This window comes from Pararhodospirillum photometricum DSM 122, assembly GCF_000284415.1.
Classification (GTDB): Bacteria; Pseudomonadota; Alphaproteobacteria; order Rhodospirillales; family Rhodospirillaceae; genus Pararhodospirillum; species Pararhodospirillum photometricum.
On record NC_017059.1, the window covers coordinates 3840357 to 3866033 of the forward strand.

The 25677-nt window shown below is 66.0% G+C and carries 24 protein-coding genes; 11 read left to right on the plus strand and 13 right to left on the minus strand.

Annotated elements, in window-relative coordinates; translation table 11 throughout:
* Positions 1 to 308: 308 nt before the first annotated feature.
* From ptsN to RSPPHO_RS17110, 3 genes are all read left to right on the plus strand, one after another.
* On the plus strand, positions 309 to 773 hold the full coding sequence (ptsN, locus tag RSPPHO_RS17100) for a PTS IIA-like nitrogen regulatory protein PtsN (RefSeq protein ID WP_041796138.1): 465 nt from the start codon (positions 309 to 311) through the stop codon (positions 771 to 773).
* Positions 774 to 883: 110 nt separating this feature from the next.
* A complete protein-coding gene (locus RSPPHO_RS17105) occupies positions 884 to 1813 on the plus strand; it encodes a DMT family transporter (RefSeq protein ID WP_041796140.1) in 930 nt (309 codons plus the stop codon).
* A 234-nt stretch (positions 1814 to 2047) separates the two neighbouring features.
* Positions 2048 to 3466 carry a short-chain fatty acyl-CoA regulator family protein gene (locus tag RSPPHO_RS17110; RefSeq protein ID WP_014416449.1) on the plus strand — a complete coding sequence of 473 codons (1419 nt, stop codon included), beginning with the start codon at positions 2048 to 2050 and terminating at the stop codon, positions 3464 to 3466.
* 4 nt (positions 3467 to 3470) lie between these two features.
* Here RSPPHO_RS17110 and RSPPHO_RS17115 read toward each other — a convergent pair whose 3' ends face one another.
* The 3 genes from RSPPHO_RS17115 to RSPPHO_RS21405 all read right to left on the minus strand — a co-directional run bounded on the left by RSPPHO_RS17115 (position 3471) and on the right by RSPPHO_RS21405 (position 6106).
* Positions 3471 to 3869, minus strand: a complete 399-nt coding sequence (locus RSPPHO_RS17115) for a hypothetical protein (RefSeq protein WP_242390536.1) — start codon at positions 3867 to 3869, stop codon at positions 3471 to 3473.
* 138 nt (positions 3870 to 4007) lie between these two features.
* The gene (locus RSPPHO_RS17120) at positions 4008 to 5477 is read right to left on the minus strand and encodes a protein-disulfide reductase DsbD family protein (protein ID WP_242390537.1); all 1470 of its coding nucleotides are present in this window, start codon (positions 5475 to 5477) and stop codon (positions 4008 to 4010) included.
* Positions 5478 to 5518: 41 nt separating this feature from the next.
* Positions 5519 to 6106, minus strand: coding sequence for a protein-disulfide reductase DsbD domain-containing protein (locus RSPPHO_RS21405; RefSeq protein WP_242390538.1), 588 nt, complete (start codon positions 6104 to 6106; stop codon positions 5519 to 5521).
* 191 nt (positions 6107 to 6297) lie between these two features.
* Here RSPPHO_RS21405 and RSPPHO_RS17125 point away from each other — a divergent pair, with 191 nt between their 5' ends.
* The 7 genes from RSPPHO_RS17125 to RSPPHO_RS17155 all read left to right on the plus strand — a co-directional run bounded on the left by RSPPHO_RS17125 (position 6298) and on the right by RSPPHO_RS17155 (position 11414).
* The gene (locus RSPPHO_RS17125) at positions 6298 to 6876 is read left to right on the plus strand and encodes a YqgE/AlgH family protein (RefSeq protein WP_014416453.1); all 579 of its coding nucleotides are present in this window, start codon (positions 6298 to 6300) and stop codon (positions 6874 to 6876) included.
* A 98-nt stretch (positions 6877 to 6974) separates the two neighbouring features.
* Positions 6975 to 7613 (plus strand): hypothetical protein, encoded by a 639-nt coding sequence (locus RSPPHO_RS17130; protein ID WP_157879296.1) that lies wholly within the window; start codon positions 6975 to 6977, stop codon positions 7611 to 7613.
* A 143-nt stretch (positions 7614 to 7756) separates the two neighbouring features.
* A complete protein-coding gene (locus RSPPHO_RS17135) occupies positions 7757 to 8215 on the plus strand; it encodes a phasin family protein (RefSeq protein WP_041796142.1) in 459 nt (152 codons plus the stop codon).
* Between the two features lie 156 nt (positions 8216 to 8371).
* On the plus strand, positions 8372 to 8833 hold the full coding sequence (locus RSPPHO_RS17140) for a MarR family winged helix-turn-helix transcriptional regulator (RefSeq protein WP_014416456.1): 462 nt from the start codon (positions 8372 to 8374) through the stop codon (positions 8831 to 8833).
* Positions 8834 to 8884: 51 nt separating this feature from the next.
* Entirely contained in the window at positions 8885 to 10198 is a 1314-nt protein-coding gene (gene purB, locus RSPPHO_RS17145; RefSeq protein ID WP_014416457.1) for an adenylosuccinate lyase, read from the plus strand.
* Positions 10199 to 10210: 12 nt separating this feature from the next.
* Positions 10211 to 10810, plus strand: a complete 600-nt coding sequence (locus RSPPHO_RS17150; RefSeq protein WP_157879400.1) for an RNA methyltransferase — start codon at positions 10211 to 10213, stop codon at positions 10808 to 10810.
* A gap of 76 nt (positions 10811 to 10886) precedes the next feature.
* A complete protein-coding gene (locus RSPPHO_RS17155; RefSeq protein WP_041796144.1) occupies positions 10887 to 11414 on the plus strand; it encodes an invasion associated locus B family protein in 528 nt (175 codons plus the stop codon).
* 123 nt (positions 11415 to 11537) lie between these two features.
* On the opposite strand, the gene RSPPHO_RS17160 is transcribed toward RSPPHO_RS17155, so the two are convergent.
* Positions 11538 to 13073 carry a bifunctional aminoglycoside phosphotransferase/ATP-binding protein gene (locus RSPPHO_RS17160; protein ID WP_014416461.1) on the minus strand — a complete coding sequence of 512 codons (1536 nt, stop codon included), beginning with the start codon at positions 13071 to 13073 and terminating at the stop codon, positions 11538 to 11540.
* 33 nt (positions 13074 to 13106) lie between these two features.
* Complete coding sequence (locus tag RSPPHO_RS17165) at positions 13107 to 13946, minus strand: ABC transporter permease (RefSeq protein WP_422610578.1); 840 nt, start codon at positions 13944 to 13946, stop codon at positions 13107 to 13109.
* A gap of 272 nt (positions 13947 to 14218) precedes the next feature.
* On the opposite strand from RSPPHO_RS17165, the gene RSPPHO_RS18260 reads away from it, so the two are divergent.
* Positions 14219 to 16072 (plus strand): transglycosylase SLT domain-containing protein, encoded by a 1854-nt coding sequence (locus RSPPHO_RS18260; RefSeq protein ID WP_051013977.1) that lies wholly within the window; start codon positions 14219 to 14221, stop codon positions 16070 to 16072.
* 95 nt (positions 16073 to 16167) lie between these two features.
* Here RSPPHO_RS18260 and RSPPHO_RS17175 read toward each other — a convergent pair whose 3' ends face one another.
* The 8 genes from RSPPHO_RS17175 to feoB form a co-directional block, all read right to left on the minus strand.
* Positions 16168 to 17232 carry a sulfate/molybdate ABC transporter ATP-binding protein gene (locus RSPPHO_RS17175; protein WP_014416464.1) on the minus strand — a complete coding sequence of 355 codons (1065 nt, stop codon included), beginning with the start codon at positions 17230 to 17232 and terminating at the stop codon, positions 16168 to 16170.
* A 114-nt stretch (positions 17233 to 17346) separates the two neighbouring features.
* A complete protein-coding gene (gene cysW / locus RSPPHO_RS17180; RefSeq protein WP_014416465.1) occupies positions 17347 to 18204 on the minus strand; it encodes a sulfate ABC transporter permease subunit CysW in 858 nt (285 codons plus the stop codon).
* Between the two features lie 9 nt (positions 18205 to 18213).
* A complete protein-coding gene (gene cysT / locus RSPPHO_RS17185) occupies positions 18214 to 19041 on the minus strand; it encodes a sulfate ABC transporter permease subunit CysT (protein WP_041796146.1) in 828 nt (275 codons plus the stop codon).
* Positions 19042 to 19073: 32 nt separating this feature from the next.
* Positions 19074 to 20093: a sulfate ABC transporter substrate-binding protein gene (locus RSPPHO_RS17190; protein ID WP_014416467.1), complete on the minus strand. Its 1020-nt coding sequence runs from the start codon at positions 20091 to 20093 to the stop codon at positions 19074 to 19076.
* A 292-nt stretch (positions 20094 to 20385) separates the two neighbouring features.
* Positions 20386 to 21939: a methyl-accepting chemotaxis protein gene (locus tag RSPPHO_RS17195; RefSeq protein ID WP_014416468.1), complete on the minus strand. Its 1554-nt coding sequence runs from the start codon at positions 21937 to 21939 to the stop codon at positions 20386 to 20388.
* A gap of 41 nt (positions 21940 to 21980) precedes the next feature.
* Positions 21981 to 22751 (minus strand): substrate-binding periplasmic protein, encoded by a 771-nt coding sequence (locus tag RSPPHO_RS17200; RefSeq protein ID WP_041796148.1) that lies wholly within the window; start codon positions 22749 to 22751, stop codon positions 21981 to 21983.
* 311 nt (positions 22752 to 23062) lie between these two features.
* Positions 23063 to 23284 (minus strand): FeoC-like transcriptional regulator, encoded by a 222-nt coding sequence (locus RSPPHO_RS17205; protein WP_014416470.1) that lies wholly within the window; start codon positions 23282 to 23284, stop codon positions 23063 to 23065.
* Positions 23281 to 25659, minus strand: coding sequence for a Fe(2+) transporter permease subunit FeoB (gene feoB, locus RSPPHO_RS17210; protein WP_014416471.1), 2379 nt, complete (start codon positions 25657 to 25659; stop codon positions 23281 to 23283). The genes RSPPHO_RS17205 and feoB overlap by 4 nt, the downstream gene beginning before the upstream one ends.
* Positions 25660 to 25677: the final 18 nt, after the last annotated feature.

Sequence of the window (25677 nt, forward strand, 5' to 3'; positions counted from 1 at the left end):
CGACGACGAGCCGCGGCGGCTCGGTCGCATGCCATGGGGCTGAACCGTATCCAGCGCCGGGAGGAGGCTATGTTCGCTTTTCCTAAGCCTGGAATTTCACAGTCTCGACACCATCTCCTCGCACAGCCGGACATGGCGCCGGCCCGGATCCCCGATCCGGAGCCGCCCGTCGGCGCCGCTTGAGGGAAAGCGATTCCCCCGGCTTTTCCGGGCCCTTCCGTTTGATCTCCGTGCGCAGCCCGGACGGGCGCGTCAGGGCGGACAAGGAGGACCCTGGGGCCGGGATCCGGGTCGCAAGAGGAAACCGCATGGAAATCAACAACCTCATCACGCCGGACAGTATTCTCCCCGCCCTGAGGGTCAGCAGCAAGAAGCAAGCGCTTCAAGAGCTGGCCAAGCGTGCGGCCGAGCTGACCGAGCAGCACGAACGGGCCATCTTCGACGTTCTTCTGGAACGCGAGCGCCTGGGCACCACCGGTGTGGGCAATGGCATCGCCATTCCTCACGGCAAGCTGCCCACCCTGACCGGGCTGCATGGCCTGTTCGCCCGGCTGGTCGAGCCCATCGATTTCGACTCGATCGATGATCAGCCGGTGGACCTGATTTTCCTGCTGCTCGCCCCGGAGTCGGCCGGGGCCGACCACCTGAAGGCCCTGGCCCGCGTGTCGCGCCTGCTGCGTGACCGTGCCACGTGCGAAAAACTGCGCGGGGCCAACAGCGCCGAGGCCCTCTATACCCTGCTGTCCCAGTCGCAGGCGACCCAGGCCGCCTGACCCGGGCTTTGTGCTTTCCCGCCGCCGACCGTCGGCCCTCCCCAGGGCCGGCGGTTTCGTGTTTGGGGAGGCACGACTCTGGAGAGAGTCTTCTTTTGACAGGATCCCCCATGACCGACACGTCCTCCCTGTCCCGGGTGCGGGCCAGCCTGATCTTGCTGCTGGTGGCCTTCATCTGGGGCACCACCTTCGTGGCCCAGAAGACCGCGTTTGAGACCACGAGCGGTCCCGCCCTGGGCCCCCTGACCTTCACCGGTTTGCGTTTCTTGCTGGGCGCCTTGGTGGTCTTGCCCTTTGCCCTGCGCGAGCGCCAAAGCGGGGGAGGGACCCCGATGCCGACAGCGACCTTGGGGGTGTTCGCCCTGCTTGGCGCTTTGCTGTTCGTGGCCTCGATGACCCAGCAGGTGGGCATCTTGCAAACCTCGGTCACCAACGCCGGCTTCCTGACCGCGCTTTACGTGCCCCTGGTCCCGGTGATCGCCCTTGCGGTCTTTCGCCAACCGGTGCGGCGCACCGTGTGGGTGGGGGCTTTGGGCTGCGTGGCGGGGACGTGGTTCCTGACCGGCGGCTTGGCGGGGGCTTCGCTCAACACCGGCGATCTGTGGGTTATGCTTTCGGCCCTGTTCTGGGCGATGCACGTCATGAGCGTGGGGATCTTGGTGGTGCGCTCCCGCCGCCCCGTAACCTTGGCCTTGGTGCAGTTTCTGGCCTGCGGTGTCTTGAGTTTGATCGGGGCTTTTCTGGTCGAGACGCCGAGCTGGCCGGTGATCGCCGGCGCCTGGGGCGAGATCCTCTATGCTGGCGTGCTGTCGGTGGGGGTGGCCTATACCCTCCAGGTCGTGGCCCAGCGCCACACGCCGGCCGCGGCCGCCGCCTTGATCATGTCCACCGAAACCGTTTTTGCCGCGTTGTCGGGGGCGGTGGTCCTGGGCGAGCGCCTGTCCATGGTCCAGGGCGTGGGCGCGGCCCTGATCTTGGCCTCGATCCTTGTCGTCGAACTGGGGGCCGCCCTGGGCGCGCGTCGAGCCGCCTTGCGCTAGCCTTTCGAGGGGTCTGGGGAGGCCCGCCTCCCCAGCTTTCTCGTTCTGTGAAGCCCAGCCAGTCCTAACTCAAAATTTTGCAAATCCTGCAAAGCCCGCCCAGGTAGCTTAGACCCTTGCCGCCCGCAACTTTGCCATGGCATTGTCGGCCCGCCTCCTCGCCTCGGCCGGCCGCTGCCGGTCTCTCTCGGCGAGAGGCGCAGGTATCGTGCGAAGCGAGCGAAGGATCAGGACATGAGCAAGGCCTACATGGGCGCGCGTCTGAAGCGCTTGCGCGAAGACCGGGGGCTGACCCAAGCCGCCCTGGCGCGCAAACTGGATCTCTCGCCGAGCTACCTCAATCAACTGGAGCGTAACCAAAGGCCCTTGACGGTGGCGGTCCTGGTCCGCTTGTCGTCGGTGTTTGGCATCGATGTCCAGATGTTCTCCGAGGAAGACGAAGGCCGCCTGCTGGCCGACCTGCGGGAGGCCTTGGGCGAATCGGGGGTTGGCGACGGCGTTTCCCTCAGCGAGCTGAAGGACTTGGTATCTTCCATGCCACTGGTCGGGCGGGCCGTGGTCACCTTGCATCAGCGGGTGCGGGCCCAGGCCGAGCGGCTGGAGGCCCTGGCCCTCAGTCTGGGGACACCGCTCGATGGAGCCGCCCCTTCCGCCTTGCCGCATGAGCAGGTGCGGGATTTTTTTTACCAGCACCACAACCACATTCCGGCCCTCGACGAGGCCGCCGAAGCCCTCTACGCCAGCGGCGTTCTCACGCTTGAGGACCGCGAGGGCGGTTTGGAGCGGCTGTTGCGTACCGAGCATGGGGTGACGACCCGCCTGCTGGGCGAGGCGGAACTGGGACCGGGCGTGACCCGGCACTACGATCCCGAGCGGCGCGACCTTGCCTTGTCGCGGCGCCTCGGCGCGGGCCAGCGGATGTTTCAGATGGCGACCCAGCTCGCCTTTCTCGCCCATGATTCCTTGCTCACCCGCCTGACCGCCGAACCCGGCTTGGCGCCGCCCGATGCCCGAGCCTTAGCGCGCATTGGCTTGGCGGCCTACTTTGCTGGAGCGGTGGTGCTGCCGTATGGCCCGTTTCTGGCGGCCGCCGAGGCCTGCCGCTACGACATTGAGGTGTTGGGCGAAACGTTTGGCGTGGGCTTCGAGACGGTGTGTCATCGCCTCTCCACCTTGCAGCGCCCGGGGGCACGGGGGGTTCCCTTCTTTTTTGTGCGGGTGGACCGGGCCGGCAATATGTCGAAGCGTCAGTCGGCCACCGACTTTCACTTTTCCCGCGTGGGCGGCTCGTGTCCGTTGTGGGTGGTCTACGAAGCCTTTGCCACGCCCGGCCGAACCTTAACCCAGGTGGCGCGCATGCCCGATGGCCGGGGCTATCTGTGGGTGGCGCGCACCATCACCCATCGCCACGGCGGTTTTGGCGCCTTGGAAAAAACCTTTGCCATTGGCTTGGGCTGCGACCTGCGCCATGCGCCCCGGCTGGTCTATGCCCGCGGCCTTGATCTGGCCGACCCCGAAGCGGCTACCCCGATCGGCGCCGGCTGCAAAGTGTGCGAGCGCAGCGGTTGCCCACAGCGGGCCTTTCCGCCGATTGGCCGGCGGGTGCAGGCCGACGAGCGCCAGAGCCGGGCCGATCCGTATGCGGTGGCCTGAGGCGTTAGCGTTCCATCGAGAGGGTACGGGCGCCAACGGGCTGGTTGGGCGGGGCGACCAAGCGGTTTTGGCGGTAGGGCTGGGGGGTGGCGTAGCACTCGATGTCGGCCAAGGAGCGATAGCAGTACAGCTTGGTTTCGACCGTCGTGTTGTCCGGGAGAACCTCGCGGCAATAGAAGTCGCCATCCATGGCACGCAAGGTCGAGCAGTCGCGACCGCTAAAGAAGGAATAGATCCCGTCAATGGGGGTCTTGCCGGTGAGCGACATGCTGGCGGAATCGGTGGCCACCAGGGCTGGGGGGAACATGGCGATGGCCGTGGGAACAGGGGCGCAGGCCGTGAGGGAAGCCAAGGCAGCTCCCACGATCAGGAGGCACGGGAGAAAAGCGGGGCCCGTGAGCATGGGATGTTCCTTTGTTCCAGGTCCTGACACGGTGCTTTCTGCACCCTCTTAATGTAGGTCAAAGGCTGTCGAGAGTCTAGAACACCCATACCCAACAGACCGAGGGGTTTGGGGAGGCCGTGCCTCCCCAGCCTTTCCTTAACGCACGGCCCGTTCCATGGCGTCGAGAACCGCCTGTTCGCTTAAGAGATCAGGCAAGGGGATGCCCTGGGGGGCGCCGGGTCCATAAACGGCGGCAAAGGGAATGCCGTAGCGCCCGAACGAGGCAAGATAAGCCGCGATGGCCGGGTCGGGGCGGGTCCAGTCGGCGACCAGCCCGATCAGCCGGCCCTCGGTCAGGGCCGCCGCCACGCGGCCGCGATCGAGGACGCCGATCTTGTTGACTTGGCAGGTGGTGCACCACTGGGCGGTCACGTCCACCAGCACGACCTTGCCCTCGGCCACCAGGGCGTTCACCGCCTCGGGGCTCCAGGGGCGCCACAGGCCGTCGGCCCGGGGCGTCGAGGGCGGATCCGTCGTGAGGATCAGGGGCAAGGCCGGCGCCGCCAGCCCCACCCCCACGGCCAGCCCCAACGCCGCTCGCTTGAAGGCCGGCCAGCGCGTTCCCGCCAGCAAAAGGGCCAGGACCAGCCCCAGCACGCCCGCCACCGCCATCGCGAGGCTGGGGCTGGTTTGGGCGCTTAAGACCTGGAGTAGCCACGCCGCCGTGCCGGCCAGCGCCAGCCCCAAGAAGGCCTTGAGCCGCAGCATCCAGCGGCCGGGGCGGGGCAAAAAGCGGACAAAGCCGGGCCACGCCGCCAGCAGCAGGTAAGGCGTGGCCATGCCCAGGCCCAGGAGGGCAAAAACCCCCAGGGTTTCCCAAGGCCCGCCCGACAGCGCAAACCCCACCGCCGTCCCCAGGAACGGCGCCGAACACGGGGTGGCCAGCACGGTGGCAAAGGCGCCGGTGGCAAAGGCGCCGGCCGGGCTGCCCTGGCCGGTGCGCCCGCCCAGCGACGCCAGAACGCCGGGCAGGGGAATCTCGAACACGCTCCACAGATTGGCGGCAAACAGGGTCAGGATCGCCGCCATGGCCGCCAAAAATACGGGCTGCTGGAACTGAATACCCCAGCCCACCACCGCCCCCGCCGCCTTCAGGCCGATGGCGGCTCCGGCTAGGACCAGGAAGCTGGTCAGAATACCGGCGCTCGATGCCAGAAACGACAGGCGGGCGCCTTGTCCCGTGCCGCCGGCGTGGCCCAGCACCCCCAGTACCTTGAGGGACAGCACCGGCAAAACGCAGGGCATGAGGTTCAAGATCAGCCCGCCCAGCCACGCCAGCAGGGCCATGGAGGCCCACAGCGGCACGGTGCCGGCGAAGGGCAGGCCGCTTGGCGGGGCAAGGCGCACGCTGGTGTCCACGCTCAGTTCGACACCTCGGGATCCATCGGCGACCAGGGCGCCCAGGCTGCCGTGGCTCGGGACGTGGCCGGCGCTGGGCCGGGCGCGCAAGATAGCTCGGCGACCGCCCTCTTCCAGCCGGACCTCGGGTCGGGCGAACGACAGACCCGCCGGGGGTTCCAAGAACAGGTCGGGGGCCTCCACGGGAGGATCGGCGGTGATGCTCACGCGCACGGTGCCATCGGGCTCGACGCCGGCTTGGGTGACGCTTAGGCCACTGGGTACACCTGGGGGCTGGGGACCAAGGCCAGGGCTTGAGCCAGGGTTTGGGCATGGGCCGAGGGGGTGGCGGGGCCTGGGGGCAGCAGCAGGGAAAACGACGCCCGCTCCGGCACGCAGATCTCGGCGCAGGTCAGATACTCAAGGGCTAGGGCCAAGACCACCGGGGCGCCCGGGGTTTCGGGGCGAAGGTGCAGGGGAAAAACCACCGTGCCGGCGTAGCCCACCGTCTCGATCGACGACACCGTGAAGCGCTGGGGCACGGGCCACGCCACCTCGGCACGGGCCAGATTGACCGAGCCTCGCCAGTCGAGGACCGGGGGGGTCCCGGCATCGCCGGGGCTGCGCCAGTAGATCTTCCAGGGAGATTTCTGCACGATTTCAAGGCCCAGCAGCAAGGTCGAGGCCTGGCCCACGGCGGTCGTGGCGCTGATCAGGCGCAGGCGGGCTTGCGGACGCTCGACCCACGGGCTCGCCCCAAGGTCGGCGGGGGACTGGGCGGCGGCCACGGCGCCTAGGAGAAGGCTGCTGACCAGGGTCATGAGAAGGAGGCCGAGCCCCCTGCGCGCGCGTGCCATCCACAGATCCTCACGTTTGTGACCGAGCCAGTCCAAGCGGTGCATTCCGGCCGGCAAAGGGAAACAAAAAGACAAGCTGGAGAGGTGGGGGCTTCCCAGGCCCCTCCTGCCCCCCATGGCCTTGCCTCTTCCGGTAAGAGACACGCGACGACCCTGTTGCCGTCGTCGCCCAAAACGCCTATCTAGCAGACATGTCGAACAAGGTCCAAACACACACGGGATACCTGACCGGCCACTGCCTCGTGGCAATGCCTGCCATGGGCGATCCACGGTTTGAAGGCACGGTGATTTACCTGTGCACCCACTCGGCTGAAGGGGCGATGGGGTTGGTCGTCAATCGGGGGTTGGATGATATCTCTTTCCCCGACATTGTGGACCAACTCGGGATCGCGCCCACCCCGCTGTGCGAGACGATCCGGGTACAGTTTGGGGGGCCTGTGGACATGGGGCGCGGGTTTGTTCTTCACACCCGCGACTATCATAACGAGGGGACCTTGATGGTCAACGACGGTGTGGCGCTCACCGCGACTCTCGATGTTCTGCGGGCCATCGCGGCAGGCGAGGGGCCTCGTCAGGTCTTGATGGCGCTGGGCTATGCGGGATGGAGCCCGGGACAGCTTGATAAGGAGCTGCGGGAAAACGTTTGGCTGACGGTGCCGGCCGATGGGGCCTTGCTGTTCGACGTTGCCTTGGAAGAAAAATACACCGAGGCCATGCGCCGCCTGGGGATTGACCCCCACTTGCTGTCCGATAGCGCCGGCCACGCCTGAGGCCTCCCCCCTCTTCTCGCCGTTGACACGGGGCTTTTCTTGGGCACGTGCGTCCCCCATATGGGGGGTCTCGGGTTTCGTGGAGCAGGAGACGAGGCATGACCACCGAGGACACCCCTTGCGACGACACTCTGTTGAAGGCCGCGCTGCGGGGCGCAGCGCTCCAGGGCTGGACCCGCGCTAGTCTGTCCGCCATTGCGGCCGACGCCGGCGTGTCTTTGGCCGAGGTGTTGCGCCAGTATCCAACGCGGGCCCACGTGTTGTGGGCCTGGGGGCGGGCGATTGACCGCGCGGTTCTCGCCCAGGGCGTGACGCTGGACGAGCGCGAGAGCGTGCGCGATCGCCTTTTTGATCTGTTGATGCGACGCCTTGATGCCCTGGCCCCCGATAAGGAGGCCCTGCGCGCCTTGCTGCCGACCTTTGGCTTCGATCCCTGGATGGCCGGCGCGGTGGCGATGGGCGTGTCGCGCTCCATGGCCCTGACCCTGGAAGCCGCCGGCGTGGGGGCCAGCGGGCCGGCCGGCCATCTCAAGGTCAAGGGCTTGGTGTTGATCTACAGCCATGGGGTCAGGGTCTGGCTTGACGATGACAGCCCTGACATGGCCCGCACCATGGCCGCCCTGGACAAGGCGCTGGACCGGGCCGATGCCCTGGCCGGGTCCTTGTTTGCTCGCTCGGGCGGGGCGTGTTGCCGGGGAAAGTCCACAGACTTGGCCGCGGCACCCGAGGGAGTGTGAGTCCGCAAGGAGAATTTTTGCGGTGCAATAAATACCGCGTTGACTTGGGGGGGAGTGCACCATAAGGTCGTGGACGTCGCATGCCCCCCCCCGGACCAAGCCGCCGTGTTCTTCGGGGTCCGGCCCCTCAGGAGAGCGTCCTCATGGCCAACCAGCCCGATTTTATGTTCGATTTCGACTTTTCCAAGTATCTGGGCGACCTGAAGGTGCCCGGCCTGGACATGGAAGCCCTGGTGTCGAGCCAGCGCCGGAATCTGGAGGCCTTGACCCAGGTCAACAAGACGGCGCTCGACGGCATGCAGGCCGTGATGAAGCGTCAGGCCGAAATTCTGCGCCAATTGGTGGAGGAGGCCTCCCAGGCGGCGCAGGACATCGTCAAGGCCGAGACGCCCCAGGACAAGCTGAGTCGCCAGACCGAGCTGACCAAGGAGGCCTTCGAAAAGACGGTCTCCAACCTGCGCGAGCTGATGGAGATGATGGCCAAGTCGAACACCGAGGTGGCCGATGTTCTGAACAGTCGGGTCGGCCAGATTCTCGACGAGGCCCGCGATCTGGTGGCCAAGCAGCAGCTCCCCTTCAAGGATCTCGTTAAGAAAGATTAACGATTTCCGTCCGACCGCCCGCCGCCTCCGGTCCCTCGTGGCCGGAGGCGGTTTTTTTGTGCCTTCTGGTCGTTCTTGCCCGTGAGAAGCCTTGCGTTCTAGGCCCTTAACCCGGAAAATGTCGCAGGCTTACGAAAAACGGGAGCGTCCTTCGTCGTGAGAGAACAGTATCAGGTCACGGTGCGTCTGATCGAGCGGTTGCACCGGCACTTCCTGGACGTGATCCGCTGCGAATTGCGGCGGCTCAACGTGGAAGACATCAATGCCGTTCAGGCCCTTCTCCTGCACAACATCGGCAGCGAAGACCTGGTCATTCGCGATCTTAAGGAGCGCGGGTATTATCACGGCTCCAATGTGTCTTATAACATCAAAAAGCTGACCGAGGCCGGGTACATCGCCCAGGAGCGCAGCCAGCATGACCGCCGCGCCACCCGGGTTCAACTGACCGAAAAGGGTCTGGCCTTGTGCGAGGCCCTGCGCACCATGCAAACCACCATGGCCGCGACTTTCGAGCGCTACGATTTGACCGATGAAACCTTGGCTCAAGCCAACGACGCTCTCGCCGGGGTCGAACGCGCCTGGGCCGATCACATTCGTCTTGGCCCGCCCCTGCCTTGAGGGCTTTTTGACCATCGTTGACCTTTTATCTTATCCTCCAGGAGCCTTGTCATGATTCCCCGGTATTCGCGCGAGCGCATGGCGGCCATCTGGTCGCCCGAGAACCGTTTTCGGATCTGGTTCGAGATCGAGGCGCACGCCTGCGACGCCTTGGCCGACCTGGGGGTCATTCCGGTCGCCGCCGCCCGGGCTCTGTGGGAGAAGGGCAACAAGCCCTACACCAAAGAGCGCATCGCCCGCATTGACGCCATTGAGGCCGAGGTGCGCCACGATGTCATCGCCTTCCTTACCGAACTGGCCGAGCACGTGGGCGACAACGCCCGCTTCGTGCACCAGGGTATGACCAGTTCCGACGTGCTCGACACCTGCTTGGCCGTGCAGTTGACCCAGGCGGCCGACCTCCTTTTGGAAGATATCGAGGGCCTGCTGGCCGCCTTCAAGGCCCGGGCTCTCGAGCACAAGATGACCGTGTGCATGGGGCGTAGCCACGGGATCCATGCCGAACCCGTGACCTTGGGCCTCAAGTTTGCCGGCTTCCATGCCGAGTTCCACCGGGCCCGGACTCGTTTGCTGGCCGCCCGGCGCGACATCGCCACCTGCGCCATTTCCGGGGCCGTTGGCACTTTTGCCAATATCGACCCCCGGGTTGAGGCCCATGTGGCCCGCGCCCTGGGCCTGGAGCCCGAGCCGCTCTCGACCCAGGTCATCCCGCGCGATCGCCACGCCGCCTTCTTCTCCACCTTGGCGGTGATCGCCAGCTCCATTGAGCGGGTCGCCGTCGAGATCCGCCATCTCCAGCGCACCGAGGTGGGCGAGGCCGAAGAGGCCTTTGCCAAGGGGCAAAAGGGCAGCTCGGCCATGCCCCACAAGCGCAACCCGGTGCTGACCGAAAATCTGACCGGTCTGGCCCGCATGGTCCGCGCCTACGCCCTGCCGGCCCTGGAAAACGTCGCCCTGTGGCACGAGCGCGACATCAGCCATTCGGCGGTCGAGCGCATGATCGGCCCCGATGCCACCGTCACCCTCGACTTCGCCTTGGCCCGCCTGACCAACGTGATCGCCAATCTGGTGGTCCACCCCAAGGCCATTGAGCGCAACATCGCGCTGACCGGCGGCTTGATGTTCAGCCAGCGCGTGCTGCTGGCCCTGACCCAGGCCGGGGTGTCGCGCGAAGACGCCTATCGGCTGGTGCAGCGTAATGCCATGGCGGTGTGGGACCAGGGCGGGACCCTCTTGGAGCGTCTCAAGGCCGATCCCGACGTAACCGCCCGTCTGCCGGCGGCCACGCTGGAGCCCTTGTTCGATCTCTCGGTGCACACGCGCCACGTGGACACCATTTTTGATCGCGTGTTCGCGGCCTCCTGACTCCCCATGAGCATGCGGGGGTATTTTGGCATCGGTGTGGAAGGCGTGAGCAAGCCCTACAATCTGGGCAACGTCTTTCGCACCGCTCACGCTTTCGACGCGGCGTTCGTGTTCACCGTGCGCGCCTGCTACACGCAAGAAGAGGTGGCCAAGGTGGACACCTCCGATGCCCTCTCGGCCCTGCCGTTTTACCGCTTTGCCGATGTTGGGGATTTGGTGCTGCCCTCGGGTGCGCAGGTGGTCGGGATCGAACTCACCGACGACGCCGTGGATCTGCCTAGTTTCCGCCACCCGTCGCGGGCCGTCTATGTGCTCGGCGCCGAGCGGGTCGGTTTGTCGGCCCCCATGCTGGCGCGCTGCGATCATGTGATCAAAATCCCCATGCGCTTTTCCATCAATCTCGGGGTTGCCGGGGCGCTGGTGATGTACGATCGTCTGATGACTCTGGGGCGGTTCGCACCGCGTCCGGTTCGTCCCGGGGGGCCCACCGAACCCGCACCCGAGCATCGCCACGGGCGCGCGTTTTTCCGCACGACCGAGAGCGAGCGGCTGGAACACTGGCGGCGCCCGCCACCCTTGGCCGAAGTGGCCGAGGCGCGTTCCAAGGATTGACGGATCGGACCTCCGCTGCTTCCAGGAGGCCCCTCCCTCCCTTCCTCACCCGATAACCATGGAGACAGGAACCGTCATGCAGGCACGCAAGACTGTCGCGCCCGGGGTGTCCGCGGGGCTTCTGAGCCTGGCCCTGGCCGTTACGACGCCGGCCGAGGCCCAGCAGGTGGCGACCCTGGGGGTGTTCCAGGACTGGACGGCCTACACCATGACCGAAAACGGCCACAAGGTGTGTTATGTCGCCTCCCAACCCAAGAAAGACGAAGGCAATTACAAAAAGCGGGGCGATATTTACGCCTTGATTACCCACCGGCCGGCTCAGAACCAGTTTTCTGTGGTCACCGTTTACGCGGGCTATACCTATGGGTCGGGCGCCACGGTGACGCTGGAGGTTGATAAAAACTCCTTCCAGCTCTTTACCGAGGGTGAAACCGCCTGGGCTCACGACGAAATGGACAAAAAGATCGTCCAGGAAATGCGTCGAGGCTCGACGATGGTCGTCAAGGGCGCGTCCAGCCGGGGCACCAAGACCACCGATAGCTACTCGCTGCGCGGGGTGACGGCTGCCCTTCAGGCGATTGATAAGGCGTGTAACGTCCGCTGATCTTAAGGGAAGGCTGGGGAGGCGGGCCTCCCCAGACCCCTCCATTCATGGGGCATGCCTCACGCGCAGGGCCAATATCAATGTGGGGTCTGGGGAGGCCCGCCTCCCCAGCCTTCCTTTATTTTATCCCAATCCCAGCGCCCGCACCCCCTTGGCCACCGTCTCCTCCTTCGGCCCCGACGCGTCGATGCGCGTCCACGTCACCGCCCCCAAGTCAAAAGCCTCCTGATTGGCCCGCACGCTTGGCGTCACATCAGACGGATTGCGTACCCGCGTCTCGATCCGGTTGAGGGCAACCGTGACCGGGGTATGGACCCACAGGCCATCGAACGGCACCCCGGCCTCGGCGGCCATGCGCTCGGCATTGGCGCGCTCGGGCGGCTTGGCGTGCACGCCGTCGAGCACCACCGACTGGCCGACCGCCAGCGCCAGCCGGGCCTCGGCCTCCAGGGTTTGGTACACGCGGGCGTGGACCTCCGGGGTGTAGCCCTCAGGCCCCAGGGGTTGATACGGCGTCAAGCCCATCAGGCGCTTGCGCAGCACGTCGGTGCGCAGGACCAGGGCGCCCGGGGCTCGGCCCAAGAAGCACGCGAGTTCGCGGGCTAGGCGGGATTTCCCGCTGCCCGACAACCCCCCCACCGCCACCAGACGCGGCGGCTGGGGAGCGAGGAAGGCGCGGGCATGGTCCAGGTAGTCCCGGGCCTCGGTCTCCAGGCGCTGGGCTTCGGCGGGATCGGTCTGGCCGGCGGCGGCGGTCGCCCGCACAAAAGCGCGAATGGTGGCGCGCAGGGCCAAGAACAGGGGCAGCAGCGCCAATCCCGCCGTATCGCCGGCAAACTCCATGTAGTGGTTGAACAAGATCGAGGCCAACCGGCGCGGCGCGTGGATGTGCAGGTCCATCACCAGGTAGGCCAAGTCGTACAAAACATCGATTTCCACGAACAGGTCGTTGAACTCGACGGCATCGAACAAGGTGGGGCGGTCCTGCCAGAGCACGATGTTGCCCAGATGCAGATCCCCGTGGCAGCGCCGCACGAACCCAGCCGCCGCCCGCTCGGCCAGGAGGGGGGCGCGCGCCGTCGCCTCGGCGCGCAACGCCGCCGCCAGGGCCGCCGCCCGGTCCGCCCCCAGGCGCTCGGCCTGGCTTTCCAGGGAGGTGAGACTGTTGTCGAGGATGCGGGCCAACCAATCCGGCCGGGTTGTGATTCGCTCGGCTTGGTTGTGTGCGGCGTGAACGGCCTCGGCCAGATCGCACATTTGATGCCGGTCAAGCCGGCCCTGGCTCGCCAGATGGTCGAACAAGGCTTCTTGGGGGAAGCGGTGCATGACCACCAGCCACTCCACCACCAAGCCGGTCCCTCCCAAGGCCAACTCGCCCTTGGGGTCGCGGGTGACGGCGATCACGCCTTCATAGAGGCCGGGCGCCGTCAGGCGGTTGATGGCGACTTCGTGTCGGCAGCAAGCCTCGCGGGCCTGGAGGGTCGTGTGGTCGAGGTAAGGGAGCGCCACCGCGCGCTTGAGCTTGAACGCCCGCGCCCCCGCCAGGATCACCACCGAAATATGGGTGCGGATCACCTCGATCGGTGTCGTCGGCGCGAGGCCGTGGGTCGCAGGGCGGGCCAGAAACTCCAAGACCGCCTGCTGGGTGTCGAAAGGCATGACCCCTCCTTGCGTTGACCAGGGGGGCGGGTGTCAGGCCTTGAGCTTGTAGCCACGCCGGATCATCAGCCAGCAGCCCAAGCCCAACAGCGCGTCGGTGGCACCCACCACCAGAAGGCCGAGCAGCGGCGTCGCTTGCTCGTGCCCAATAAAGCCGTAGCGGAATCCATCGATCATGTAAAAGAACGGATTAAGGTGGGCGGCCAGCCGGGCCCCCTCGGGAAGCGCGTCGATGGTGTAAAACGTCCCGGAGAGAAAGGAAAGGGGTGTGATGATGAAGTTGGTCACCGAGGCCATGTGGTCGAATTTGTCGGCCCACACCCCTGCCAGCACCCCCAACAGCGAGAGCATCAATGACGCTCCGACTGCATGATAAAGGATGTAAAACCAGCTGTGGACGTGTAGGGTGACAAAGAAGGCCATGCCCACCGCCACCGCCACGCCCACCAGAAGGCCGCGCGTCACGCCGCCCAGGGTGTAGCCCAAGGTCAGCTCCGTCGCACTCAGCGGCGGCATCAAGACATCGACGATGCTGCCTTGGACCTTGGCGATGATGAGGGAACTGGAAGTATTGGCAAAGGCGTTTTGCACCATGGCCATCATGATCAGGCCGGGAGCCAGAAACTCCATGAAGCCCACGGAGTGGCGCGGGAGGTCCGTGCCCATCGACAAGGCGAAGATGGCCAAAAAGATCAAGGTGGTCACTAACGGCGCCACCAGGGTTTGAAGATAGACCTTGAGGAAACGCCTCACCTCCTTGAGGTAAAGTTCCCACAGGCCGCGCGCATTGATCACGCCGAGTCGCCGAGGGGGCAGGCTGGGGCCAATGGCCTCGGCCACACCGACCAGGCCAGGATCCGGGGTCGGGGTCACGTCAGAACATCCTTTTCGGGGCTCACGGCACGGAAAAAAAACACCGTGTTTTTGAGCTTCTCTGGGAAAGGCGAGCAACCTGCTTTAGGATGGCCGGGGGAGCTTGGCAAGGGGCCGTCGAGGCCTTAACCAAAGCTCCACCAATTCCGGGTACGCCCTAAGGTGCACGTTCCCGCTGATCAGGGGGCGTGCCCCCAGGGGCCGCGTGTCGGGGCATGCTGTCGGCCCAGGTATCCCGGTGCCCTTGGTTCGATCTTGAGGAGTCCCGCGCCATGGCCGACGTTCCGGGCCGAGTGATCCAAGTGGCGGGTACCGTGCAACTGGCCGGTGCCTCCATCGATCGGGGGGTGCTGTCGAGCATCCAGGCCGCCAGCCGTAAAACCGGGGTCGATTTCGCCTTCATGCTGGCCAAGGCCCGCCGTGAAAGTGGGTTCCAGGCCGATGCCCGCAACGCCACCAGTTCGGCCCAGGGACTCTACCAGTTTACCCACCAGACCTGGATGGAGCAGATCAAGACCCACGGGCCCGAGCATGGCCTGGGCGAGTTGGCCGATCGCATCACCAAGCGTCCCGGCGGCGGTTATCAGGCCGACTCCCAAGAAACCCTCAACCGCGTTCTGGCTCTGCGCCACGACCCCCATGTCTCGGCGGCCATGGCGGCCGAGTACGCGGCCGACAACCGGCGCCTGCTCTCCAAGGCCCTGGGGCGGCCCGTGGGCGGCACCGACCTCTATCTGGCCCACTTCCTGGGGCCGGGCGGCGCCATCGATTTCCTGCGCGCCCTCGACCAGCGTCCCGACGTTTCGGCGGCCGATGTGGTGCCGGCCGCCGCCCGGGCCAATCCCACCACCTTTCGCGGCGATGACGGGCGGCCCCGCTCCCTGGCCGAGGTTTACGCCGTGGTCGAACAAGGCATCGGCGGCGCCATGCGGCGCTTTGCCGGGGCCGCCGGCCTCGTCGCCGGCCCGGTGCCCCTGCCGCCCGGGGTCAAGCCCGCCGCCCCCCCTCTGGAAGACCTGAGTGTCGCCCGCGCCGCCGGTTCCGCCACCACCGAGGTTGCCGGCCGCGCCGTGCCGCTGCCGGCCGGGCTCAAGCCGGCCGCCCCGCTGCCCGAGGACATGGGCCACGAGGTCGCGCAAAACTTTGTGCCCAAGCCTCTGGCCCAGAAGCCCCTGCCCGAAACCCTGGAGCCGGCCTCGCCCGCCGAGCGCTTTCTGGCCGATGGCACGCCGTCCCTTGACGAAGCCGCCATGCTGCAAATCTTGCTGGCGGCGGCTCCCCTGGTGGCCCCCGAGCCGCCCGACACCCGCTCCTTGGGCCTGGACGCCGTGCGGGCTTTCGGCGGGCCGCACGTTCCCACCCCCGCCCCCGCGCCCGCCGAGGTGCAGTGGGCCGGCGAGGGGAACGACAGCGACGGCCACTCCGTGGTGGCGGCGTCGGTCGATCCCTCGTCCGAGGCCCTGATCGCCGAGGCTCTGGCCTCCCTCTCGCCCGAGGAGCAGCAGGTCATTGCCTCCGTGGTCGAAGCGGCGCAGGCGGTCGGCGCCCGGCGCGGGCTGTCCGTCGTCGATATCGCCGGCAGTGCCTTGCGCGCCTTCGATGCCCTGGCCGCCGAACGGCGCGCCGTCCCTCGGGCGTTCGCCCGGCTGGACGAGGGCGCCGTCCCCCTGAGCAACGAGGTTCAGGACCCCTCCGAGGTCGCCGCCATGTCCCCGCCGAGCCCCGAGACGTCGCCGGAGCCTCCCCCCGTTGTGCTCGCTCAGGCCGACGGGGCTCCTCTGCCCGAAGCACCAGACTCCCCGTTGCTTCGCCCCGAGATCGTGGTCCAGCCCGACTCCCAGGCCTATTTGCCGCAAACGCCGGCGACAGTGGCGGCCGCCTCCTCCTCGCCGGCCAGCACGACCACCTATTCCATCCTGGCGGTGGTTGAGAGCTTTGATCCCGGACGTCGTCTGACCGAAATCAAGGGCCAGATTCCGGGGCAAGTCACGGCTCAGGCCGCCCCGGCCATGGTCGAACCGCCGCGCGACCGCGTGGCCCAGGCGAGGAACCCGGAGGCCAACACGGTGGTGGCCGACGCCCAGGCCGGCACCTTGCTCGGATGGCTGCGCCGGGTGATCTCCTGACGGGACCCGAKGGGTCTGGGGAGGCCGCGCCTCCCCAGCCTTTGCCGGAAAGAAAGACTGGGGGAGGCGCGGCCTCCCCAGACCCCTCGGGGTTTCTAGCCTTCGTATTCGGAAAAAATGCTGCGCTCGCCGGCGAACAGGCCGTGGGCCACCGGGGCCAGCAAGACGCGCTGGCCGGGGTCGGGCGCGTCGGGGCAGGGCAGGGGCAGGGCCACTTCCAGCGGGCTGTGGTGTCCTTCCATCCCCACTTCGACACGCAAAGCATCCAGCCGGCGGCGGATCGCCAGGACCACCCCGGGGATGGCGCCGACCGGCTGGTCGCTGAAGCGGAAATCGTGGGGCCGGACATACAGGCGGGCCGGGCCGTCGGCGGCATTGAGGCCGGTCAGGATTGGGGCCGGATGACCGCTAACCCAGGCCGCGCCCGCCCGGATCTCCACCGGGACCACGTTGGTGTCTCCCAGAAAGCCGTAGACAAAGGGCGTGGCCGGGCGCAGGCACAGATCCTCGGGCGTGCCGATCTGTTCGATCCGGCCATCGCGCATCACCACGACGCGATCGGCCAACTCCAACGCCTCTTCCTGGTCGTGGGTGACGAAAACGGTGGTGTGGCCGGTTTCATCGTGCAGGGCGCGCAGCCAGCGCCGCAGGTCCTTGCGGACCTTGGCATCCAGGGCGCCAAAGGGTTCGTCGAGCAGCAGCACGGCGGGGTCGATGGCCAGCGCCCGGGCCAGGGCGACGCGCTGGCGCTGGCCGCCCGAGAGCTGGGCCGGGAAGCGGTCGTGCAAGCCTTCGAGTTGTACCAGGGACAGCAGTTCCAAGGCCCGGGCCCGTCGCGCGGCCTTGGGGAGTTTGCGCACCTTGAGGCCAAAGGCGATGTTATCGAGCACGCTCATGTGGCGGAACAAGGCGTAGTGCTGGAACACGAAGCCCACGTTGCGGTGCTGCACCGGGGTGTTGTTGATGTCCTGACCGGCGAACAAGATCCGTCCGGCCCGGGGCTGCTCCAGGCCGGCGATCACGCGCAGCAAGGTGGTCTTGCCCGAGCCCGAGGGACCAAGCAGGGCCACCAGTTCCCCGGCGTTGATGCTAAGTGAGACCTCCCGCAGGGCCGGGAAGTCACCGTAATCTTTTGAAATAGATTCAATATCGATCTGCATAACCAGGGTCTCCCGCCCTCCTGGGGCACTCTCCGGGCCGTGACGGGGGGCCGGATCCCCAGGGGGCTGTTTCTTTTTCTATCGCAGGCAGGGCAGGCCGCCTTGACCCACCCGTCAATGCCCGCGCCGGGCCCCGAGTTCGTGGCCAAAGCGCCATTCCAACGCCGTTTTCAACACCAAGGTGGCCAGGGCCAGCAAGGCCAGCAGCGAGGCGACGGCAAAGGCCGCTACCGTGTTGTATTCGTTGTATAAGATCTCAACGTGCAACGGCATGGTGTTGGTGAAGCCCCGGATCTTGCCCGAAACCACGGCCACCGCGCCAAACTCCCCCATGGCGCGGGCGTTACACAGCAACACGCCATACAACAGGGCCCATTTGACATTGGGCAAGGTGACCAGGAAAAAGGTCTGCCAGCCGTTGGCCCCCAGCGACAAGGCCGCCTCCTCGTCGCCGGTCCCTTGCTCTTGCATGAGCGGGATCAGTTCGCGCGCGACAAAGGGAAGGGTGACGAAAATCGTGGCCATCACGATCCCCGGCACGGCAAACACGATTTGTAGGTCATGAGCCCGCAAAAAGGGCCCGAGCACGCCGTGCGCCCCATACATGAGAATATAAATGAGGCCCGCGATGACCGGCGATATCGAAAAGGGCAGGTCGATGAGCGTGATCAGTAGGCTTTTGCCGGGAAATTCGAACTTGGCCACCGCCCAGGCGGCCGCGAGGCCAAACACCAGATTCAGCGGCACGCTGATCAGGGCTACCAGCACGGTCAGACGGATGGCCGCCAACGCATCGGGGTCGGTGATCCCCTTGACATAGGCGCTCCAGCCCTGGCGCAGAGCTTCGTAGAAGACTGCGATCAGCGGCGAGAGCAAAATCAGGACCAGGAACGTCACGGCAAGGCCGATCAGGACTCTCTGGGCCCATGGCGTTTCGGTGGTGGGCGAGCGCCAGCGGGGAGGCTTGGTCATGGGTGTCTCCTAACGGCCGCCCAGGCGCCGTCGTCCCCAGGCCTGCAAGAGGTTGAGCACCAGCAGCAGGACAAAGGCGATGATCAGCATGAGAACGGCGATGGCCGTGGCCCCGGCGTAATTGTATTCCCCCAGTTGAATGACAATCAGCAGGGGGGCAATCTCGGTGCGGTAGGGCAGATTGCCGGCAATGAAAATCACCGAGCCGTATTCGCCCACCGCCCGCGCGAAAGCCAGCGCAAAGCCGGTCATCAGCGACGGGGCCAAGGTCGGCAACACCACCCGGACCAGGGTATGCAGCCGGCTGGCGCCCAAGGACGCCGAGGCCTCCTCCTGGTCGCGCTCCAGGTCCTGCAACACCGGCTGAACCGTGCGCACGACAAAGGGCAGGCCAATGAACACCAAGGCGACCATGATACCGGTCCAGGTGTAGGCCACTTTGATCCCCAAGGGAGCCAGCAGCGCTCCAAAAGGTCCCGTGGCCGCATAAAGACTGGTAAGGGCAATGCCGGCCACGGCGGTCGGCAAGGCAAAGGGCAGGTCCACCACCGCGTCCAGCAAGCGTCGCCCGGGAAACTCGTAGCGCACCAGAACCCAGGCCGTGAGCGTGCCAAACACCGCGTTGACCGCCGCCGCCGCCAACGAGGCGCCAAACGACACCTTGAGGGCCGCCAGGGTGCGGGGGTGGGTGGCCAGGGCGAAAAACTCCTGAGCGCCCAGCCCGGACGCGCGCCAGAACACGGCCGCAAGCGGGATCAGGACCAGGAGGCCGAGGTAGAGGAGGGCAAAGCCCAGCGTTATGCCAAACCCGGGCAAGACGCTGGGCACCCGTCGCATCCTCGTGCGAAACGTCGGTGCGAGCCCCACGGTCAGCGCGCCGGCGTGTAGATCTGGTCAAACAGACCGCCCTCGGCGAAATGGGTCGGCTGCGCCTTGTCCCAGCCGCCGAACAGCGGGTCATCGATGGTCACCAGCTTCAACTCGGGGAAGCGGGCCCGGTCTTCCGGCGCCGACGACTCAGGGTTGCGCGGGCGGTAGTAGTGTTTGGCGGCCAGTGCCTGTCCCACCGGCGAATAAAGATAGCTCAGGTATTCGGTCGCCACCGCCGTGGTCCCGTGCCGTTCGGTATTACCGTTCACCACCGCGACCGTCGGTTCGGCCAGGATGCTGATCGAGGGCACCACGATTTCGTATTTGTCGCGGCCCAGTTCATTGAGGGCCAGGAAGGCCTCGTTTTCCCAGGCCAGCAGCACATCGCCCAGGCCCCGCTGGGTAAAGGTCGTGGTTGCGCCCCGCGCCCCGGTGTCGAGCACCGGCACATGGCGATAAAGCTCGCTGATGAACGCCTTGACCTGGGTTTCGTCGCCACCGAACTTCGCGTGGGCATAGGCCCAGGCCGCCAAGTGGTTCCAGCGCGCCCCGCCCGATGTTTTGGGATTAGGGGTAATGACCTCCACGCCCGGTTTGACCAGATCGTCCCAGTCCTTGATCCCCTTGGGATTGCCGGCGCGCACGAGGAAGACGATGGTTGAGGTATAGGGGGCGGCGTTGTCCGGCAGGCGCTTTTGCCAGTCGGCGGCCAGACGGTCGGTCTTGCGCGCAATGGCATCCACGTCGCTGGCCAGAGCCAGGGTGACCACATCGGCTTCCAGGCCGTCGATCACCGCCCGAGCCTGGGCGCCGGAGCCCCCGTGCGACTGGCGGATCTCCACTTCCTCCCCGCTCTTCTCCTTCCAGTGCTTGGCAAAGGCACTGTTGTAATCCCGGTAAAACTCGCGGGTGGGGTCATAGGACACGTTGAGCAGGGGGGATCCGGCCAAGGCCGGACCAGCCGACAGCAGCGCGGCTCCCACCAAGCCCCACAGGGTGGTCTTACGGATCAAACGCATGGCATGCCTCGTCTCTGGGGGAGGGGGTCAATGTTCACTTAACCGATAGACTGATAGCTCCTGACTGTCAAGCGAGGATGGACCTCAGGGGCGGCGGGGGATCTCGCCTCCCTCCCAAGGTAGGGACGAAAAGAGTAGCAAAACCCGCCCAAGGGGCAAAGGCGGGGGCGTGGTCAAGGGAATCGGGGGAGGGAGGTTTCAAGAAGGCTGGGGAGGCGGGGCCTCCCCAGACCCCGCCATTCATGGAGCTTCGCTTCGGCCGTAGAGCCAAAGGGAGAGAGAAGCTCCTCCCCTACGCTGTGCGGAAAAGGGCAAGGAAAGTCGTGACATCGCGGCGCAAGGCCCCCAGGCCTTGGCCGACGGCGGCCGACGCCGAGAGAACCTCGGCCGCAGCGGCGCGGTTGTCGGCGGCGGCGCTGCTGACGATTTGACTCTGGCCGGCGACATTACGGGTTCCGGTCGCGGCGTCTGCCGCATTGCGGGCAATGTCGCGAATGGCAGCGCTTTGTCCGTCGATGGCGGCGGCGATGTCGCTGGCGATCTGGTTCAACTCACCAATGACGCTGGCAATCCGCGCGATGACGGCAACAGCCTCGCCGGTCGCCTGCTGCACGGCCTGGACTTGGTTGGAAATGCGCTCGGTGGCCTGGGCGGTTTGGGTGGCGAGATGTTTGACCTCGCCAGCCACGACGGCGAAGCCTTTGCCGGCGTCACCGGCCCGCGCCGCCTCGATGGTGGCGTTGAGGGCAAGGAGGTTGGTTTGTGCGGCAATGTCGTTGATGAGCTTGACGACATCACCGATCTGGCCGGCGGCGTCGGCCAAGCCTTGCACCATGCCATCGGCCTGGGCGGCATCGGCGGCGGCGGTGTGGGAGATGCTGGCGGACTGGCCGACCTGCTGGGTGATCCGCACGACGGACGCGGTTAACGCTTCGGCGGCGCTGGCGACGAGGCGGACAGTCGTGAAGGCTTGATCGGCGGCGGCGGCACCGACGAGGGCCTGCTCGGTGGTCGCCGCCGCGGAGTCGGTCATCGAGCGGGCGGTTCGGTCCAACAACGCGGTGACTTGTTCGGCGGCCTGTAGGGTCGCCCCCACTTTGCCATCGAAAGACTGAATCGCCACCGCCACCTGACGGGCGCGCTCGGCCTCTTCCTCCAGTTTGGCGCGTTCGCGCTGCGTCAGAGTGTCCATGGAGACAGCGGTTTGCTTGAACACGTCAAGGGCGCGGGCCATGTCGCCAATCTCGTCGTGACGCTCGACGGCGGGAACGGTAACGCCGAGATTGCCCTGGGCTAGAGCAACCATGACGGCGCGCAGCCGGGCCATATGATGCMAAATCAGCCGAAGTCCGGCAAAAACAATTCCCAAAACAACCAGGAGAATAGCTCCGCTGGAAAGGACCGCGCGGACCACATCGGTCTTGACGGCCCGTTCCAGACCAGCGGGGGAAAACGAGAGTTCGAGAGTCCCCAGCGTTTCCTTCTCGTGAACAATCGGCGCTTGGACGATAATAGCGCCCGGGGCTTCGCCGCGGGTGTGGCCATTGAGCACCTTGCCCGAGGGATCGAGGATCCGTGAGGCCAGCAACTCGGGATCGCGCTCCAAGGCCTGTAACTGCTGCGTCACCACGGCATCATCGACGTTCCACACCGCCGCCATGACGGCGTCGGCCTGCGCTTGAACAAATTGCCGAGTGCGATCTTCAAACAAGGCCCGGCGTTCTTGAGCAGCAAAGGAAATCTGCAACAAGGTGACAACGGTATATAACAAGGAGGTACAGGCGGCCACACTCAGCAAAACCTTGCCGCCGATTCCCACCTTTGCCCCGGCCATGGTTTCCGACATTTTGCTCTCGTCCTTTTGTGCGGTGAGCCTTGGGGTCGGATTTATTTCAAGTAACGGGCCAGGATCTGATCGTAGCGCCCGTCCTGCTTCATGGCGGTGAGGGCTTGATTGATGGCGGCAACAGCCTCGGGCGGAACTGATTTTTTGCTGAACAGAAACACCACGTCGTCGGAACTGACGACCTTGGGATGGATTTCAATCTTACCGCTGGCGCCCTCGGTCTTGGCAATCGCAAGGCCAACGAAATTGTTTTCCAAGAACACGTCGAGACGGTTGGAGAGCAGCTTGCGCAGGTTCAGGTCGGTGCCGGCCGCCTCCTGGATCAGGGCCGCAAAGGCGGGGTCCTTTTTCAAGGCCGCAAAGGTATCGCCGTACTCGTACCCGCCAACCACCCCCAAGCGCAGCCCCGGGCCGATGATGCCCGCCAGCCCCTCTGGGCCGAGCCGGTCGGTCTCGCCCGTGCGCACAAAGGCCACGAACTCATCCTTGCGGTAGGGGATGGAAAGCTGGGCAAAGACCTCGCGCTCGGGGGTGATGGACGCGCCCATGGCAGCGTCGGTCTTCCCGGCTTCGATTTCGCTCAACAACCGCTTCCACGGGGTTTCCTTGAAGGTGACCTCGCAGCCCGCGCCCTTGGCGGCCTCCCTCAACAGATCGGCATCAATTCCGCCGACCGTGCCCTCGGCCGTCTTGAGCTGGAAGGGCTCGAAGGCCTCCCACCCCACCGAAAGCGCGCACGCGGCCTGGGCCGTCGTGGCCCCGCCCATCAGAGCCAGAGCTAGCGCGGCGGCCTGTCCAAAACGCCCAACCATCGGATTCTCCTTGTGCAAGGGTTTCCCCTGTGTCGGAAGCCTCTTCTTAAGGGTTGGTTAAGATACCAAAGACTGAACTTTGCACGCAACCACCCTCCCGACGAGGAGGGTCTTTCGTTCGAGGCGCCTCTCCCACCAAAGCCTGCCCCGGCACGTCTGCTTTTTTTATGGGAGGCACAAAGGAAAAGGGAGGGAAACGTCCCCTCCCTTTTTTATCGGATAAAATTGAGCGAAAAAACAAAGAGAAAGAGCCCCGTGACCGGATTCGACTTAAGAGACGGCGCTCTCGTTCCTCTTCCTTTTCGGCGAGATCAGGTGCCGGTCCAGACGTAAAGAGCTCCGTCTGTCTTTTTGCCGCACGAGCAGCCGCTCTTGGAACAGGCTGGCGCCCGCTTTTCCACCTGTCCCCGGGCGATCCAATGATCCAGCATGGTCTCCACCGCCTCGGGGGCTGCCTCCATCTCGCGGGAGAGGTCGCCCAGCGAGGCTTCGCGGCGGGTGCGCAGAGTGGTTTTTAAGCGTTGCAGGATCATGCCTGTCCCTCCCGCGCCAGAGTGGGGGCCAGAACACCGCGGGCCCGGTGGCCCGCCATGAAGAGGCCGACAAGAACAGCCGCCAGGACCACGGCAATGCCGATGATCCACCCCAAGCTCGTCGCCGGATGCTCGGAGAAGGTGCCAATCTGGAAGGTCAGGGTCGCCACCGCATAGGCGATGCCGGTGGTCCAGACCGTCACGAACCCGGTCCAGCGCCAGCCCAGCTCACGGCGGATCGCCCCCAGCACGGCCACGCACGGCACATACAGCAGCACGAAGAGCATGTAGGACAGGGCGCCCAAGGCCCCCGTGAAGCCCGAAGCCAGGGCTGTCAGGGTGGGGCTGGTTTCCTCGACGCCCGGATCGGCCAAGCCCTCAAAGCCCAGGGGGTCAAGCAGCAAGGCGCCAACGCCGGCTAGGTTTTCAGGAATGGTCGCCACGGCTTCTTGAAGCGCGGCCACGAGGTCGAAGCCCTCTTCCTCGGTCGGGGTGGCCTCGCTCTCGCCTTGGGCCGCTGCCGCCGCCGTGTCGGCCTGGGCGGTATAGAGCGCATCAAGGGTGCCGACCACCGCTTCCTTGGCAAACAAGCCCGTCACGATACCAACCACAGCCGGCCAGTTCTCTTCGGAAACGCCCATGGGGGTGAAGGCGGGGGCGGCGGCCTTGGAGACCTGCGCCAGGATCGAGGTATCGTTGCCGGCGTGGTCAAAGCGGCCATCGGTGCCCAGGGCCGACAACACGTTCAGCACCATGACCACCAGGGCGATCACCTGACCGGCTTTGACCACAAAAACCTTCAGCCGGGTCCAGGTGTGCAGCAGCACGTCGCGCAGGCGCGGCATGCGGTAGCTGGGCAGTTCCAGCATGAAGGGGGCGGATTCGCCGGCCAGCAAGGTTTTGCGCAAGATCAAGGCGGTGAGAACCGCGACCACCACTCCGGCCAGATACAGGCCCATCACCACGTTCTGCCCGCCCTGGGGGAAGAAGGCCGCCACAAACAAGGCGTACACGGCCAAGCGGGCGCCACAGGACATGAACGGCGCCATGGAGATGGTCAGCGCCCGGTCGCGCGGCCGCTCCAGCACGCGGGTCGCCATCACCGAGGGCACGTTGCAGCCAAAGCCGACGATCAGCGGCACAACCGCCTTGCCGGGGAGGCCGATCCGGTTCATCGCCCGGTCCATGACGAAGGCGGCGCGGGCCATGTAGCCGCTGTCTTCCAGCAAGGTCAGGGCCAGATACAAGGCACCGACCACCGGGATAAAGGTGGCCACCACCTGGATGCCACCGCCCAGGCCATCGGCGGCCAGCACGCGCAGCCAGTCCGGGGCGCCCAGGCTGGTCAGCAGGGTTCCAAAGCCATCCACAAACAAGGCGCCGGCCGCGAGGTCGAAAAAGTCAATGAACGCGCCGCCCACGTTGATGGTGAAGGTAAACAGGGCATACATCACCAGCAAGAACACCGGGATGCCCAGCAGGGGATGGAGCACCACCGAGTCGATGGAGTCGGTGCGGTCCACCGAGCGGGCCTGGGAGGTGCGGCGCTGGGTGGCGGCAGCCAGGGTGTGGGCGGCCTCGAAGCGGGCCCCGGCAATCAGGCTGTCGGCCTCCTCGCCCTCGGCCTCCAAGATGGCTTGGCGCTGCTGCGCGACCACCGAGGCAATTTCGGGCGGCAGGCGGGCGAGCAAGGTATGGTCACCCTCCAGCAAGGTCAGCGCCAGCCAGCGCCGCGAGCGCCCGGCCCACGGCCCGGACAGGCCGGCCAAAGAGCGCTCCAACACGCTCAACGCCGCCTCGACCGCCGGGGCGTGAATAACCGGCGAGCGTTCCGGCCGGGTCGGGCGCTGGGCCTCGGCGATCACGCGGGCCTTCAGTTCGGGCACGCCTTGATTAAGGGCCGCCGCGATCGGCAGCACCGGGCAGCCCAGGCGGTGGGACAGCAACTCCACGTCGGTCTTGAAGCCCGCGTCTTCGGCCGCATCGCTTAGGTTGATGGCAACCACGCAGGGCAGGCCGCATTCGAGAAGTTGCACGGTGAGGTAGAGAGACTGCTCCAGGCGGGTGGCATCGGCGACGTTGAGCACCAGATCCGCTGTCCCCGAGGCCAGATAATCGCGGGCCACCGCGTGGTCGAGGCCGCCGTCGCTGTCTTGGGAGGTGAGGGAGTACAGACCGGGCAGATCAATCATCGCCACGCTCTGACCATCCAGACGGCACACACCTTCTTTGCGATCGACGGTCACACCGGGGAAATTGCCAACGCGCTGGGTGGCCCCGGTGAGGCGATTGAACACGGTGCTCTTGCCCGAGTTGGGCGGGCCGATCAGGGCCACGGTTCGGACCGAGGACTCCTGGGGTTTCACAGACGACATGGGGCGCAGGCCTTTGTG

Coding starts and splice junctions, on each gene's coding strand:
- RSPPHO_RS17175 (WP_014416464.1), bottom strand. CDS start 17,232: ATGCAGATCGATATTGAATCTATTTCAAAAGATTACGGTGACTTCCCG.
- RSPPHO_RS21405 (WP_242390538.1), bottom strand. CDS start 6,106: ATGGCACGCGCGCGCAGGGGGCTCGGCCTCCTTCTCATGACCCTGGTC.
- RSPPHO_RS17105 (WP_041796140.1), top strand. CDS start 884: ATGACCGACACGTCCTCCCTGTCCCGGGTGCGGGCCAGCCTGATCTTG.
- RSPPHO_RS17130 (WP_157879296.1), top strand. CDS start 6,975: ATGACCACCGAGGACACCCCTTGCGACGACACTCTGTTGAAGGCCGCG.
- RSPPHO_RS17155 (WP_041796144.1), top strand. CDS start 10,887: ATGCAGGCACGCAAGACTGTCGCGCCCGGGGTGTCCGCGGGGCTTCTG.
- RSPPHO_RS18260 (WP_051013977.1), top strand. CDS start 14,219: ATGGCCGACGTTCCGGGCCGAGTGATCCAAGTGGCGGGTACCGTGCAA.
- feoB (WP_014416471.1), bottom strand. CDS start 25,659: ATGTCGTCTGTGAAACCCCAGGAGTCCTCGGTCCGAACCGTGGCCCTG.
- cysT (WP_041796146.1), bottom strand. CDS start 19,041: ATGCGACGGGTGCCCAGCGTCTTGCCCGGGTTTGGCATAACGCTGGGC.
- RSPPHO_RS17115 (WP_242390536.1), bottom strand. CDS start 3,869: ATGCTCACGGGCCCCGCTTTTCTCCCGTGCCTCCTGATCGTGGGAGCT.
- RSPPHO_RS17205 (WP_014416470.1), bottom strand. CDS start 23,284: ATGATCCTGCAACGCTTAAAAACCACTCTGCGCACCCGCCGCGAAGCC.
- RSPPHO_RS17110 (WP_014416449.1), top strand. CDS start 2,048: ATGAGCAAGGCCTACATGGGCGCGCGTCTGAAGCGCTTGCGCGAAGAC.
- RSPPHO_RS17135 (WP_041796142.1), top strand. CDS start 7,757: ATGGCCAACCAGCCCGATTTTATGTTCGATTTCGACTTTTCCAAGTAT.
- RSPPHO_RS17200 (WP_041796148.1), bottom strand. CDS start 22,751: ATGGTTGGGCGTTTTGGACAGGCCGCCGCGCTAGCTCTGGCTCTGATG.
- RSPPHO_RS17160 (WP_014416461.1), bottom strand. CDS start 13,073: ATGCCTTTCGACACCCAGCAGGCGGTCTTGGAGTTTCTGGCCCGCCCT.
- RSPPHO_RS17150 (WP_157879400.1), top strand. CDS start 10,211: ATGCGGGGGTATTTTGGCATCGGTGTGGAAGGCGTGAGCAAGCCCTAC.
- RSPPHO_RS17125 (WP_014416453.1), top strand. CDS start 6,298: ATGTCGAACAAGGTCCAAACACACACGGGATACCTGACCGGCCACTGC.
- RSPPHO_RS17190 (WP_014416467.1), bottom strand. CDS start 20,093: ATGCGTTTGATCCGTAAGACCACCCTGTGGGGCTTGGTGGGAGCCGCG.
- cysW (WP_014416465.1), bottom strand. CDS start 18,204: ATGACCAAGCCTCCCCGCTGGCGCTCGCCCACCACCGAAACGCCATGG.
- ptsN (WP_041796138.1), top strand. CDS start 309: ATGGAAATCAACAACCTCATCACGCCGGACAGTATTCTCCCCGCCCTG.
- purB (WP_014416457.1), top strand. CDS start 8,885: ATGATTCCCCGGTATTCGCGCGAGCGCATGGCGGCCATCTGGTCGCCC.